The sequence below is a fragment of the Dyadobacter sp. HNCC25DJ183 genome (assembly GCF_056895175.1).
The window spans coordinates 506,858-521,412 of record NZ_JBXHAP010000001.1 but is presented as its reverse complement, the minus strand read 5'-3'; the positions used below and the strand labels follow the sequence as shown (position 1 = coordinate 521,412).

Annotated in this window: 12 protein-coding genes; 9 read left to right on the top strand and 3 right to left on the bottom strand. The window is 47.0% G+C overall.

The features are described 5' to 3' along the window. Positions 1–348: a TfoX/Sxy family protein gene (locus AC1XTG_RS02160; RefSeq protein ID WP_484840825.1), complete on the top strand. Its 348-nt coding sequence runs from the start codon at positions 1–3 to the stop codon at positions 346–348. A 6-nt stretch (positions 349–354) separates the two neighbouring features. On the opposite strand, the gene AC1XTG_RS02155 is transcribed toward AC1XTG_RS02160, so the two are convergent. Beyond that, positions 355–822 (bottom strand): DUF7678 domain-containing protein, encoded by a 468-nt coding sequence (locus AC1XTG_RS02155; RefSeq protein ID WP_056287456.1) that lies wholly within the window; start codon positions 820–822, stop codon positions 355–357. Between the two features lie 270 nt (positions 823–1,092). Here AC1XTG_RS02155 and AC1XTG_RS02150 point away from each other — a divergent pair, with 270 nt between their 5' ends. Next, entirely contained in the window at positions 1,093–2,202 is a 1,110-nt protein-coding gene (locus tag AC1XTG_RS02150; protein WP_484840824.1) for a fatty acid desaturase family protein, read from the top strand. 10 nt (positions 2,203–2,212) lie between these two features. Here the strand turns inward: AC1XTG_RS02150 and AC1XTG_RS02145 are convergent, their stop codons facing one another. Then, positions 2,213–4,948: a VWA domain-containing protein gene (locus AC1XTG_RS02145; RefSeq protein WP_484840823.1), complete on the bottom strand. Its 2,736-nt coding sequence runs from the start codon at positions 4,946–4,948 to the stop codon at positions 2,213–2,215. A gap of 172 nt (positions 4,949–5,120) precedes the next feature. Between AC1XTG_RS02145 and AC1XTG_RS02140 the strand changes: the two genes are divergently transcribed. The 6 genes from AC1XTG_RS02140 (at position 5,121) to AC1XTG_RS02115 (ending at position 12,416) form a co-directional block, all read left to right on the top strand. Continuing rightward, a complete protein-coding gene (locus AC1XTG_RS02140) occupies positions 5,121–5,843 on the top strand; it encodes a 3-keto-disaccharide hydrolase (RefSeq protein WP_056287463.1) in 723 nt (240 codons plus the stop codon). Between the two features lie 161 nt (positions 5,844–6,004). After that, positions 6,005–7,183 carry a hypothetical protein gene (locus AC1XTG_RS02135; RefSeq protein ID WP_484840822.1) on the top strand — a complete coding sequence of 393 codons (1,179 nt, stop codon included), beginning with the start codon at positions 6,005–6,007 and terminating at the stop codon, positions 7,181–7,183. A 197-nt stretch (positions 7,184–7,380) separates the two neighbouring features. Next, positions 7,381–8,298 (top strand): hypothetical protein, encoded by a 918-nt coding sequence (locus AC1XTG_RS02130; protein ID WP_484840821.1) that lies wholly within the window; start codon positions 7,381–7,383, stop codon positions 8,296–8,298. A gap of 47 nt (positions 8,299–8,345) precedes the next feature. After that, complete coding sequence (locus AC1XTG_RS02125) at positions 8,346–8,930, top strand: RNA polymerase sigma factor (RefSeq protein ID WP_056287470.1); 585 nt, start codon at positions 8,346–8,348, stop codon at positions 8,928–8,930. Beyond that, positions 8,917–10,203 (top strand): hypothetical protein, encoded by a 1,287-nt coding sequence (locus AC1XTG_RS02120; RefSeq protein ID WP_484840820.1) that lies wholly within the window; start codon positions 8,917–8,919, stop codon positions 10,201–10,203. Before AC1XTG_RS02125 ends, AC1XTG_RS02120 begins: the two co-directional genes overlap by 14 nt. Positions 10,204–10,307: 104 nt before the next feature. Then, positions 10,308–12,416 (top strand): outer membrane protein assembly factor BamB family protein, encoded by a 2,109-nt coding sequence (locus tag AC1XTG_RS02115; RefSeq protein ID WP_484840819.1) that lies wholly within the window; start codon positions 10,308–10,310, stop codon positions 12,414–12,416. A gap of 568 nt (positions 12,417–12,984) precedes the next feature. Here AC1XTG_RS02115 and AC1XTG_RS02110 read toward each other — a convergent pair. After that, a complete protein-coding gene (locus tag AC1XTG_RS02110; RefSeq protein ID WP_484840818.1) occupies positions 12,985–13,407 on the bottom strand; it encodes an SRPBCC family protein in 423 nt (140 codons plus the stop codon). 244 nt (positions 13,408–13,651) lie between these two features. Here AC1XTG_RS02110 and AC1XTG_RS02105 point away from each other — a divergent pair, with 244 nt between their 5' ends. Continuing rightward, a complete protein-coding gene (locus tag AC1XTG_RS02105) occupies positions 13,652–14,518 on the top strand; it encodes an Rpn family recombination-promoting nuclease/putative transposase (protein WP_056288570.1) in 867 nt (288 codons plus the stop codon). The last annotated feature ends 37 nt before the right edge of the window (positions 14,519–14,555 follow it).

Sequence of the window (14,555 nt, the reverse complement as noted above, 5' to 3'; positions counted from 1 at the left end):
ATGCCAATCAACGAAAAACTGAACGACAGGGTCAGGGAAGCACTTGCCGAGCTGCCGCATGTGGAAGAGAAGTATATGTTCGGCGGCGTTTGTTATATGGTAAATGACAAAATGTGCGTGGGCGTGATCCGCGATCAGCTGATGTGCCGCGTGGGAGAGGAGAACCTGGAAGCAGTGCAGGAAAGACCCGGCTGCGAGCAAATGCAGATGAATGGCCGGCCTATGAAAGCGTATGTACTTGTTTCAGAGGAAGGTATGCTGACCAACAGTGATTTCCGGTACTGGATAGATACTTGTCTTGCCTTTAACCCGCACGCCAAAGCCGCCGCCAAAAGAAAAGCGAAGTAAGCTTTTTCAGGTCAGCGCGTCGATCAGCTCTCTTACTTTGCGGTAATAGGGTTCAGCGATTTTGCTTGGACGGATATCCCAGCCTCTGTCGTAGTTCACAATGCAGGCTGCAATGAAGCTGTTGGTATTCTCGCGGATAATCGGGTCGAGTATGGAAAGCTTGGAAACTTTATCCTTGTCGATCGCCGACTTGGAAGCTTCTTTGAGAATAAGCGCGGAAAATTCGTACCTGTCGACGATCCCGTTTACCCAGAATGCACCAGGTGAAGCAGGCTCCGGCGATTTTCCGGTTATCTGTGCATTGATTTCCTTTTCCGCCGGGAGGGTCAGATCTGTTTTCTGTTTTCTGAGGTAATCGTCTATCGCCCTGGTGACGTGATCAAGCGGATCGGAGCCATCAAACTCGCTCAGGTCTCGCAGTTTTTTAATCTGTTCCTCGTTGAGACGTATGTTTTTCCGAAGCATTTTCCGCATAATCTGACTTTTTCATGACTGATATCAAAAATACGCACCTTGCCAGCCGATATTTCAGCCGAACAAGAATTTAGCCCCACAATTCGAAAATTTGGATTTATTCTTAGTATAGATTGACGCAGCCCGAAGCAGAAAACAATGGTAACTTTTTGATACGATTTGGCCAAAAAATCCGTTATTTACGGCGAAAGGCTTGCTGTTCAGAAAAGATTTTACTTCTCTATCCATTTGGTCATTCGTCGATCAAACCGACCAGTCAACCCAACTCCTATGCAGGCCAAAGAAAGAATTAAATTCACTCCAGCAGCAAAAAGCCAGTTTTTCCCTACTCTGAAAACCAGAATAGAGAGCTACTTCATAGAAAACAAAATATCCCGTCACGCTAACAGTACAATGGTCGTAAAAACGATCGTTCTGCTGGGTATTTACATTCTTCCATTTTGTGCGCTTTTACTTTTTACGCCGCCATTCTGGGTGGCGCTTCTGCTGTGGTTTCTGATGGGATTAGGGATCTCGGGCATTGGGATGAGCATTATGCACGATGCAAATCACGGGGCATATTCTACAAAAGCCTGGGTGAATAAATGGCTGGGTTACACCATTTACCTGGCGGGTGCCGGCGTAACCAACTGGAAATTGCAGCATAATGTATTACATCATACTTACACCAACATTGCAACCCTGGACGAAGATATCCGCGACCGCGGCGTTGTCAAGCTGTCGCCGCACTCCAGCGTGCAGCATCTGCACCGTTTTCAGTGGCTTTACGCGTTCCTGTTCTACGGAATTTTGACGTTGTACTGGGTTACTGCCAAAGATTTTATACAGTATCATGAATTCAAAAAATCCGGCGTTAACAAGCAGACCAGGCGTGAAAACAATGAGCTGCTGGCGGGACTGATCATCATGAAAGTGATCTATTTCTCCATCCTTTTTGTACTTCCTGTTGCTGTTGCAGGTATCCCGTTTTGGCAGGTATTTGCAGGCTTCTGCGTGATGCACATTACATCCGGACTGGTATTAACGATCGTTTTTCAGCTTGCACATTCAGTAGAAGGTACCAGCTATCCGGTCGCCAACGGACAAGGCAATCTGGATAAAGACTGGGCGATTCACCAGTTGGAAACGACAGTTAATTTTGCACCTAAAAACCGCCTTCTTACCTGGTTTCTGGGGGGATTGAACTTCCAGATTGAGCATCACCTTTTTCCAAAAATCTGCCACGTCCATTATCCCCAGATCGCCGTGATCGTAAAGGAAACAGCGCACGAGTTCGGAGTGCCTTATATGGAAAACAAGTCTTTTACTTCTGCATTGAGGTCTCACATTTCCAGTCTCCGCCGCTTTGGCATGCCTTCGATTAATGACGCAATCGGTTGATTTTAGCGTGTCACTTACCTGAAAGCTTCCGCGCCTGGGCTTCTATGATAAGCTGTAAATCGGCGCTTTCTTCTGTTACGTGCGCGTAGGTACCTTGTCCGAGTTCACTAAGCTTTCGCAGCTTCTGGCCTGTGTGGGCATTGCGTCCAAATGTGAGTACAGTCAGGTACAAATCTTGCTTTGCATGTTGACCGATCATTGACATTACCTCGTCGCTCACCGGGAATTCACCGTCCGTTGCCAGCACAATGCGGTTATTTCCTCCCCGGATATAGCTTTTGTTTGCTGTCTTGTAAGCCAATCGCAGTCCCTCATTTCCGTCAGTATCTCCGTCTGATTGCAGCAGATCGATCATCCGAGCTATCTCATTCGCCTTTGCTCCCGAGGTAGGTTTAAGAACAACGCGCGCCTTTCCCGAATACAATACAATGGAAAGCTGATCTTCCGGTCGCAGCAATGTGAGGAGCGATTTAATGGAACGTTTCAAAAGCGGCATTTTCAGTGGCGAGTTCATGGAAGAGGAAACATCGAGGAGCAGGATCATGTTGTTCGGTGCAAATCCGTCCAGTGTACGCGTGACATTTTGCTGGCCTGCATTCCTGTCTACGTACACCGTATCCACCCGCACCCGCTCCACGTACACAGTATCCCGTCCCGGTGTTTTGATCCCGCTGCTTCCAGTAGCTGCCGCCTGCTGCGTGGTAGCAGTATGCTCTGACTCACGTGCTTGCTGCGTTTCAGCTGGAAGCGTTTCTGTTTTTTTCGCTACACTGCCACGATCGGCAGCTACTCTTCTGAATGCAAAAAGATCAGGCTGATTGATCGCTTTCAGCAAACCGGAATTGGCCAGCTCGACAAACTGATTATACAAATACACCAACTCTCCATTATAGAAATAGTAAAATGATTCATAAGGATGGTTGCTTGTGCCCGGTGCAACAGGTTTGATTTTAGCCGCTTTTTCGACGAAGCGCAGTGAGTTGCCGGCGAGATCTTCGTAGGGTGTGTACGGACAAAGGCCGTTGTTGCGCCCATACCTTTGCAACCCTTTCATATTCTTGTACTCGTCTGCAATCAGCTGTTTGGCACCTGATTCAAGGCTTGAAGTAGAAGGTACCGACGTTTGATCTCCCTGATAAAAGGCGCGGATGCCGAATAGCAGTGCTTTATCATCATCGAGTGTTTTCAGGAGTGCATTGCCTGAGGTGTTCCAGGAAGTTGCCGCGGCTGTATTGGGGTAGCTTTCGTGTATTTTGCGAACGTCGTTGTACAGCTGTTCCTTTTTAGTATCGAAGATTTGAAACAGCGCTGCGTACCTGTCCAGGATTTCGTCGGAGCGCAGGAGCTGGTCTTTCAGGTACTTCTTTTCACTTGTATAGCCGGTGAGCTCGATACTCAGCGCATCCATTTCTTTCATGATGTTTATCAGCACATCTGCCTGGGCGTAAACGGGTGTCCGGTACGCGGGCGGGAGTGTGGTAGCTGCATTGACCAGGAGCTGATAAGCAGAAAGCGGCAGCTTGAAATCCTGGTGAGAGTAGGTGAGGTCGGAGCGTTTGACCGCCTTTACGGGCTCGCGGTAATATTCAGCTGCGGACTGGTAATTACGCACCAGCAGCTGCATCAAGTGCATTTGCCGAAGCAGTTCATTGATCAGCTCTACGAATCCGTTTAACGTCCTGATCGTTGCCGGCGAGGCTGGTGTACTTGTCTTTTTGACTGTCAGGCGAGGCACAGTAATATCTTCGAAAGGTTTTGTGGCTGAACTTTGCTGTTGTTCCTGTTGTGGCTGTTCGGCCACTGCCACGCTGTACGAAGGATAATAAAGCAGCCCTTTTTGCTGGCGGCTGTAATCGACAAAAGCCTTTTGCGTCACCAGCATATCCTGGTTAAACCGTTTCCAGAGTGATAGATAAACGGCATTTCCGTGCTCGGCAGATTGTTTTGCAGCATGATTATAGCTGTCTATCGCGTCCCGTTTGATCTGCTGCATGGCGATGAGCGATTCTTTGAAATTCCCAACCATATCCGAAGCAGGATAAGCCAGGCCCGCCTGCGACTTGCCGAATGCATTCAGCAGCCTTTGATCCGCGAGCATACTCCGCTGGACAGTTTCAACCGGCCACGGCGCGCGTATTGATTTGTCGGCGTAAAAAGGTAGTGAATCGAGCAATGTCTGCTGATTGGCGATCGCCAGCTCCATTTCGCGCTCTGTGCTCAGGTATGGATCCGCGGCGTGGTAGGGCTGGTAACGCTGGTACACCTTGCGGAGTTGACGGTAAAATCCGGTTCGCTGCCGCTGGAAAGACCTGAAAAGCGCGTGCATTTTCGCGACGATTTCAGCCGATTGTTTGAAGTTATCATCCTTGTATGCATCCAGCCGCACGTATGTTTCGAGCGATTTGGCGGTTTCATCCAGTTCATTCACCAGCTGCCACAGTGAGTCGGCGGCTGCATTCAGCAATTGCCTCTCAGCCGGCGTGAGACTCCGTGGTTCTTTCGCCTTCTTATAATAGTATGTTTCCAGCGGGCCAGAAGAAGGCAGCCTCAGGGACATTCCGGGCCGCTTCTTGTAGCTGTCAATTTCCTCGTGGTAGCGGTTCAGCATTTCGAATCGACTGGAAACCACGTCCGCGGACTGGCTCATCAACTCAATGTAAGCATTAAGCGACCGGGGAGCTTCCTGGCAGAAGGCGCGGAATGTCGAGAGATAGAAAAAGATCGCCAATTTTAATAGGTGTTTCATAACGTGATCAGCTGTTGCCTGACTCTCAGGTTCATTTTTGAAAGTGTGTGTTGGTTTGGGGATACTTACCGGTAAATAATTGAGAAAAGATTCTGGCTGGATGAGGTATTCGCCAAGTATTTCGGGGCGGTCTGTTCCTTGTCAAATGTATAAACCATAAACTGTGAATCTCATGTCCAGAATTGTATTTGCCCTTTTGTTGCTGATTTCCTGTTCCGTTGTGTCCGCCCAAAGCTTGAATACCTTATCGGCCGCCGAAAAGAAGGAGGGCTGGAAGCTGCTTTTTGACGGAAAAGATTTGAAAGGCTGGCACGCCTACAATGGAAAGACGCCCGGGTCGGCCTGGGTAATCGACGGCGGTGCGATCAAGCTGAATGTACCCGAACGTGCCGGCAACAAAGCTAAAAATGGCGGAGATATTGTTACCGATGAGCAGATTACCGGTGATTTTGAGTTTAAAGCAGAATGGAAAGTGAGCAAGTTTGCAAATAGCGGCATTTTCTTCTTTGTCGAGGAAACGCCGAAGAACAAGAACATGCACGATACCGGATTGGAGTTGCAGGTGATCGACGACAAGATCTATGATGGCGCGAAGGAAAACACGCACCGCGCCAGCGACTTCTTTGGTATCGCCAATGCGCGACTTCGCGAGGGCAAACCGCAGGGTGAATGGAATCAGATCCATTTTATTGTCAGAAATGGAAAACTGACGGTATATCAAAATGAGTTTATGGTGCAGGAACACGATCTGGGTAGCGCGGACTGGAAGCAGCGGGTTGCTGGAAGTGGACTGAAAGCGGCGCCGATTTCAAAAGGTATTTACAAAGGAAGGTTTGGTTTGCAAGACTGGGGCAGTACTGTTTGGTACAGAAATATCAAGCTGAGGAAATTATAGTAAATACTATTTGCTATTGTACATTCTTAATGTAAGTGAGCAAAGAAGTCCATTCGCATTATCATTTAAAAAAAATCAGAAAATAATGAACGTTCAGGCAGCGGGAAATTAGGAATAGGTGTCATAGGTTATGAATGGCACTTATATCTACTTCCTCTTTGATGAAAAACTACTTTTGGAATAGTCTCTCTTCGGATAGCAGAGAGATTAATCACAAGCTGGTTTTTATTGTTTTTGTTTTTGTTTTTTTAACCACATTTCCAAAATATGTTGAGTTATTAAGCGACCCTAATCTTGCAAAAACCTATTCTTATTATTTCAAAAAAATTGCGGATCCATTACAACCTACCAAGGAGCTTTCAACAGATACACATGGTTCAAAAGTAGTATTCAGATTAACGGTTCCATTAATAGGAAAATCGCTAGGATTGGATGTAGAGAAGTCGGGAAGTAATATGATGTGGTTGTATATTATCCAGTCGGCTTTATTGTACCCTTTTATCTATATGCTTGTACACGTCTGTCTAAGGTTTGCTGACCAAATCAGCGCCTGGACGTTTGTTTGGGCATGTGCGTGTACTTATCTGTGTAAGGCGTTCTTCTGGGATTACGACTTCTGGTTTGATGGGTATGCTTACTTTTTCATTTTATCAGCCATTTATTTCCGAAATCCGCTGCTGATTTTTATGGCGCTTCAATTAGCATTCTGGACTGATGAAAGAGCGGTAATCGCATTGCCAGGAATAGTGTTGTTCCATTTATTACAGCTGAACAACTTTGCTATTACCGGACCAAAAATTGAATTATTAAAGCAATTATTTAAGCCACAGATTTATGTTTGTGTTCTGGCAATTATCGCCTATGGACTAGCGCGTATGTTGCTTACCGTTCAATTTGATTTGCACACGCCATTGGGAAAAAACGAAGGTGTAAGTCCCGCACTGATTCCCTTTCAGATTGAAAACAGGTTTTTGGGTGTGTTCCTTTCATTTGAGGGATTATGGATCTTGTTTTTCTGTGCATTGTACATTATTTCCCGTCGGAACAATGTGATTTTCTTGACTAGTCTGGGTATCATCATCGTGCAAATCATTGTGGCTTACAGCGTATATGATATTACCCGTAGTTTGATTTATGCATTCCCGATGATGCTGGTTTCATTTGCTATCTATTTCAGAAATAAAGGCGTGCTCCAAGGTGATTATCTGCCAGTTGCCTGTATACTTTGCGTGTTTATACCCACACACTACCTCATTTTCATGCCCCAACAAATTCCGATGACCGTATTTTCCATCCCGCATTTGCTGGAGAGTTTGCAGCGGGCAGTCTGGTTTAATTGAGACAGTGGACGCGTTATGCGCGTACTTGCTTGTTTTTTGTATCTAATCAAAAAATTTTAAGAAATATTGAAATGTCAGGCAGCGGTAACTTGCTAACTTGTGTCTGGTTAGTTGTGTTGTCATGACATTCCACAGGTAAGAAATCAATGGACGCTTTGAGCCGGAAATGTATGATCTCCCGTTTTAAAAATTGTGTTTTGTCAAAATCCTCCTTTATCAGCCTCTTTGTTGTAAGCGTGATCGGGGTTTGCCTGCTGGGGTGTAACACGGTGATCGAGCCGCCCGATCCCGTAGAATTGCCCGAGGTGCCCGAAAGAGTAGCGAATATATTTAAACAAAAGTATCCTGACGCGACGGAAACCACGATGCGCGTAGTCGAAAAGGGAAACTTCTGGGAAGCAGATTTTAAGCTCGGAAGCGACCGGTACTATGCCGGGCTGGATTCTGTGGAGGTATTAAGAGGGTTGCGGCTTGTAAATTCGGAAGTGCCGGATTCAATACGTAGCTTATTGACAAACACATCACTAGCAAATGTAGAGCTAACCGGCTACCGGGAGCAAGTTGAATCATTTATTGATACAGAGAAGCAATTTGTTGCCCGGTATACCTACCAGAACAAGGAATACGAAATGATGTGGACTCCCGGATTACGCTCCTACGTTTTGAACTGTGTGCCCCATTACAAGTTTTTTGGACGGATGTATCCCAATTACATTCCGGAAAACATACAAGCTTTTATAGCGGCAGAAAGCCTGAGGAGCATCGGCGGCGCCATGTTCATCAACGATAAAAATGAAAGAACGTACCGCATGAATGCGCAGCACGCAGGTAATAATGTTTACGACTTCATTTTTGATTCAAAAGGTACATTGCTTTGGACCAGCTTCAACCGGAAAGAAATTACGAATACACTGAACCTGCCTGCTCATATTCAGGCATATCTGCAGCAAATGGAAGCTGAATACGGATACAAGCTTGGCTCAGGATATGAAATATACTACACTGGCGGGTACAGCTTGTTCCTGCAAAAAGGTGTTCAGGAAAGTTTGGAAGTGAAATTGGACAAGGATGGGCGGGAGGTGGACCGTGTCCAGATGATTTATGTAAACTGGTAAGCGCACACCGGGTATTCCGAACCTTTATAAAAGTTTGAATTGATTGCATGAAGTTTTTTAAAAGCAGAAAATACAGCTCGCTGGAAGAACTGGTCAAAGCCTGTCAAAGGCAGGACGCCAGCGCACAGACTGCTTTTTATGAACTTTATAAATCCAAGCTGCTGGGTGTTTGCGCCCGTTATGCCAAAACCGGCGCCGAAGCAGAAGACATTTTTCAGGAAGCTTTGATCAAGGTTTTTAAGAACCTTAATGACCTGAAAGATATCAATATGGTCGGCAGCTGGGTGAAATCCATCGTGATCCGCACTGCGATCAACTACTATCACCGCACTACCAAAATGGAGCAGATGCATTCGGCAGTCGACGAAATGCACCATGAAATCAAATCAGAAGATTATACCCGCATTATCCAGCAGCTCGACATGGTTGTTTTGCTGGAAGTGATCAACAGTCTGCCGGACGGTTACCGCATTGTTGTCAACCTGTTCCTGATCGACGGGTTCACGCACAAGGAAATTAGCGAAATGTTAAAAATTACAGAAAGTACCTCGCGCTCCCAGTTTTTCAAGGGAAGGAATTTGTTAATCAAAAAACTGGAAAAAAAAGGAATAACGCACTATGAAATCTCCTGACGATCATATAGATGACGAATTGCGCAATGCGTTGCGCAACCGGTTCGATGATTTCGAACTGCAGCCCGGCACTGAGCTGAAAAAAAACATTTTCGCTCAACTGCGCACCTGGCAGCACGAACAGGCGTTTCAGCGTACGTTGATCGCGAGCCTGCTTTTTGCCATTCTTTTTACAGGCACATTGTTTTACAGTTCCAAGCAGGGAATAGGTGGGAGAGCAGTTGCTGCGAAAGCGACAGCAGTAAAAGAAAAAGCGGCTGCACAAGGAAATGCGGTGCGCTCTTTGGCAAAAGTAGAAGTACCTAATGCTAGTAAAGTCAATGCAGGTACCGAGCCGCTGGCAGCAGTGAAGAAGGAAACTGTCCAGGCTTCTTTGCGGATTGTACGCGAAAAACTAAAGGTTTCGAATGAAGATAAAGAACAGAATGTTGAGGGTGTAGAAAATAAAATTGTCGAACCGGCTGCTGCTTCAAATACTGGCAGTGAAGTATCTCAGATAACTGCAAACCAATTTGTTGCTAAAAGTGATGACATTGAAAACCTGGGTGAAAGGTTTCAAATAACGGATATCTCATACCTGAACATCCTCCCTGCGCATTGGAACACTCCGGCACTCGCGATTACTGATTCCGTTGCCTACTTTGAAGCTGCTTCTTGGAAAAAGCCAAAAACGGGTACTGAGTGGACATTACTGGCTGGCGTGACTCCGGTTCAGTCTTTTCAGATCTTAAACATTTTACCAAATCAAGGCCAACTCTATCGCAATTTTCAATTTCCCCGTTCGGCTTCTTTCGAGTCGCTGGGTTATAAGTTGAATGCAGGTGTGGAGAAAAACGGGTTGCAATTTTTGGTCAGCTACGGGCACTACCGGCAGTCGGTGAGTTACGAAGTGGCCGGGAATGAATTTGAGATTGTTCCAAATGGCAGCAATGCAGAAGCCAGGCGAAAGTATGCGACAGTTAGCTCCGGGCGTACATTGAATCTGGTTGGACTGGGAATTCGCAAACAGCTGGTGCCCCGCGCGCCGGCATTGCGCGCATTTTACGCGGTTGCAGGAGCCGAATTCACCAGGGAATTTACCGAAGGCAAGAACATTGTCTGGGCCAATGCTGGTTTTGGTCGCCAGGTGCGGGTAGGGCGGAACACGGCCTTACATATCGGCCCCTATTTTGAGTACGGCTTCACCAAACTGCTGAATGCCGAAGGTTCCTTCCAGGTGAAACCTTACCAGATCGGACTTTCCATTGTTTTACGTAATAAACTGGTGAGATAGGGCATTTTACTACTAAATGAAATTATTATTGCAGTAGGCTGACGGCATTGCGCGCTTCAATATCCGGACGGGATTTCAGGTTAACTGTAACTGATCAGGATTTTATGGCAAAGATGTTACTCGCTGCCGCAGCGCTGGTTTTAGTATTGATAATGGGTTTTCGGAAGTCTGCAACTGACTCCGACTGGCCTGAATATTATGGCGATGGCGCACGCAGCCACTATTCACCATTGCAGCAAATCCACGCGGGTAACCTGGACAAGCTAGAAGTTACCTGGACCTACGCCTCCGGCGGAGCAGATACCCTGCACGGCCGCACACAAATTCAATGCAATCCGATCATTATTAATGGTGTTCTCTACGGCGTTTCGGCTGGTATTCAGGCTTTTGCTGTGGAAGCTGCTACTGGTAAGGAGCTCTGGAAGACTAACCTGAAAGACAACGGAGGTACCCTCAGCCGCGGCGTGACTTACTGGGCTGAGGGAAACGACAAACGAATTTTCTTCGGTGCCGGCCGCTGGCTTTACGCATTGAATGCGGTCACCGGAAAGCTGATTGACGAATTTGGTGAAAATGGCCGTATTGATCTAAAAACCGGCATCGAACGTCCTGGTTCTGACGAGTACATTACTGCCAATACACCCAATACAATTTTCAGGAACCTGATTATTACAAGTGGGCGGCTGGCCGAAGGGGAAACTGCATTGCTGGGCGACGTGCGCGCATTTGACACGCGCTCGGGCAAGCTGGTCTGGACATTTCATACCATTCCAACGCCCGGAGAGCCCGGTTACGAAACCTGGTCGCCGGGTAATCCGCGTGAGCGGCTCGGCGGCGCAAATGCGTGGATGGGAATGGCGGTGGACAGATCACGCGGGATTGTGTACGTACCGACCGGCTCGGCCGCTTACGATTTTTATGGGGGAAACAGGCACGGTGATAATCTGTACGCAAACTGCCTGCTCGCTCTTGACGCTTCAACAGGAAAGCTGCTCTGGCATTACCAGCTTGTGCACCATGATATCTGGGATCGGGACCCGCCTTCGCCACCCAATCTGCTGACCATTACCAGGAATGGGAAAAAGGTGGACGTGGTCACGATCACAACCAAGCAGGGGCACATTTTTGTGTTCGACAGAGTTACGGGTAAGCCCGTATTTCCGATCGACGAAAAGCCATTTCCGCAGGATGGCGTTGCGGGTGAAAAGGTGAGCCCGACACAGCCAATACCTGCCTTACCAGTCCCATTTACCAGACAGGCTTTTAATGAACAGGATCTCAGTCCGTTTGTGGCAGATAAAGATTCATTGATTCAGGTGATCCGGAAAGCGAGAACCGGAACGCCGTACATTCCGCTTACCGAAAAACTGACCATTTTTTACCCGGGCACCGATGGTGGGGCGCAATGGGGCGGGGCGGCCACTGATCCGGAAGGCGTCATGTACGTGCCCGCGAAAGAAATTCCTGTATATACCACATTGATTCCCAGAGCAGATCCGAATGCAAAAAGTGCTGGCGGTAACAGCGGGAAACAACTGTACACGCTCTACTGTGCAGCTTGTCACGGTGCAGATCAGAAGGGAAATCATGACGGTTCATATCCTTCACTGCTGCAATTGGGAAGTCGGTTTAAACCAGCCCAGGCGCACGAGGTACTGCAAAAGGGGAGAGGAATGATGCCTTCTTTCTCGCATATTTCGCAGGCAGAAAGGGACGCGATCGTCGACTTCTTGTTTGAAAAAGAATCAGGCAACAATGTGGCGGTTTCGCAAAAACTGGCAATTCCTTACCAGCATACAGGATACAACCGGTGGTACGACAGGAACGGGTACCCAATTAGCGCGCCGCCCTGGGGGACGCTCACGGCAGTGGACCTGAATACCGGACAACATCGCTGGCAGGTTCCACTGGGTGAGTATCCGGAATTAACCAAAAAGGGGATACCGCCGACGGGGACGGACAATTACGGAGGCCCGCTTGTAACAGCAGGAGGGATCGTTTTCATTGCAGCCAGCCGCGATGAGAAGATCCGCGCATTTGACAAAAAGACCGGAAAGATATTGTGGGAAAGTGCTTTACCAGCCGCTGGTTATGCTACGCCAAGTACCTATACGGTCAATGGAAAGCAGTTTGTAGTCATCGCTTGTGGCGGCGGGAAGTTGAAGACCAGGTCAGGTGACCGTTATGTCGCATTTGCATTGACAGAAAATTGAATGTACTTTCTTTTTCCCGGAAAAAGATTAGTTCAGTCAGGTGCTAACCTGAAAGATCGCTTGGTCAACCAACAGGTATATACGCACCGGTTTGTTGAACAAGAAATATAAAGAATATCCGGAAATATCCCGCGGCAGCGCGATCGTCGGGCGGAAAATTCCCAACCACCGAAAACCTTCTCCCAACGGCGAACTGCCAGCAGGGATATTTCCGGATATGTTATAAAAGGTACGCAGTGCAGCAGCTACAATTACCAGCCTTCGTTAAAGGCATTGTAAAAAATACCACCTTGCCCGGCCGTGCAGCCAGACGTGCGTCTTGAAAAACAATCGCATTCATGAGCGAATAAATTTGCTGTTTGCTATATGGCAGTCGGGTGGTTCAAGAGCCATAGTCTATTAATTTGATAGACAAAGTAAATTTATAGTTCCGGAATAAGCAAATGCGACGACGTTATTTTCTGAAAAATTTTCGAGAGAGATATTATAACCTTATTCGGTACGCCCAAAATCAATAAAAAGCTCCATCCTGAGCAGGAAGGAGCTTTTCTCCGGAAGTGGATATTTGCTAATTGGCTTCGACGTGCTTCCTGAAGTTGTCCAGGATAGCCTGCCAGCCTTGCTGCTGCATTTCTACGGAATTTTCACCTTCGGCATCAAAAACCTCTGTCACTGTCGTATTGTCGCCCGCACTTTCAAACATTACCTTGACATTTCGGCCGTCTGCCAGATCATAATCAAGCAGCTTTTCATTTTCAACCTGTGTGTACACCCCACCGAAGTCGAAGCTGAAACTGCCGTCTTTCGCTGCCATGGTAGTCATAAAGGATCCGCCTACTCGAAGATCATTTTCGGATTTGGGCGCATGCCAGTCATCTGACGCGAAGCACCATTGTGTTACATGTTCCGGCGAGTTGAAGTAGGTCCAGACTTTTGAGACAGGTGCATTGATTGTTGTTGATACCGTTACTTTCTGAGCTTGCGTTTCCATGTCTTTGTTCTTTTGTGATTGATGATGTTACAAAGTTGGCAGAACTCAGCGAAATCAGTGGGTGCTGATCATGACAAAGCTGGGGGTAAAATGCGTCAATCACCCGTTCGCTATGATTATTGATACCTGCCTTTTGCACATCGCGTGCAGCCATCTGCTAAGTATTAGCGCCAACCTGCTTTTAACCAGGAGCGGCGAGTGGCAAAATATGCAATTTTGTGCAAGCACTTACCACACTATGACGATGCATACACCGAGACCCGGCCGATTTATTGACCCGTTTACCGATTTTGGTTTCAAAAGGATTTTTGGTTCCGAGCCGAACAAGGATCTGCTTATTGATTTCCTGAATGCGCTGTTGGCTGGCGAGCGGGTTATTACTGATTTGACTTACGACAAAACCGAGCAGAATGGAACGCTTCCCGGCGACCGTAAAGTGATCTTTGACCTGCTGTGTAAAGGAATTGATGGAGAACAGTTTATTATAGAAATGCAGCGTATCCGCCAGGACTACTTCAAAGATAGGTGCCTTTATTACGTTTCTTCGCTGATCAGGGACCAGGTTCCGGTCAGCTTGAGCAAATGGAATTATCTCTTGAAACCAGTTTACCTGATCGGGATTATGGATTTCTGCTTTGATGATGCATCCGATCATGACTTCATTCACAGGATCAGTTTGCGATATCCGTCAGGGGAAATATTTTATAACAAGCTGGGTTTTGTATACGTCGAAATCCCCAGGTTTAATAAGGAGGAGGAACAACTTTGCTCTTCCATGGATAATTGGCTGTTCTTATTGAAACATATGAATGAATTGGATAAATTACCATTGTTTTTACGTAAGCCTGTTTTTGAAAAACTGTTTGAGATCGCTGAGGTCAGTAACTTAACCAAAGAAGAAAAGATGGCATATGATGCAAGTTTGAAACAACAAAGAGATTGGTACGCAACTACGGAGTCCCTTTTGAATGAGGGTGAAAGGAAGGGAATAGAGGAGGGGATCCTTTTAGCAAAACTTGAAACCGCCAGGAAAATGAAGGCGAAGGGACTGCATGAAGACCTCATCCGCGAGCTTACAGGTTTGTCGGTTGAAGAAGTCAAAAATGCTTGAAGTTGCGTCCGCAGCTCCTGCAGATGCGTTAGCTCTT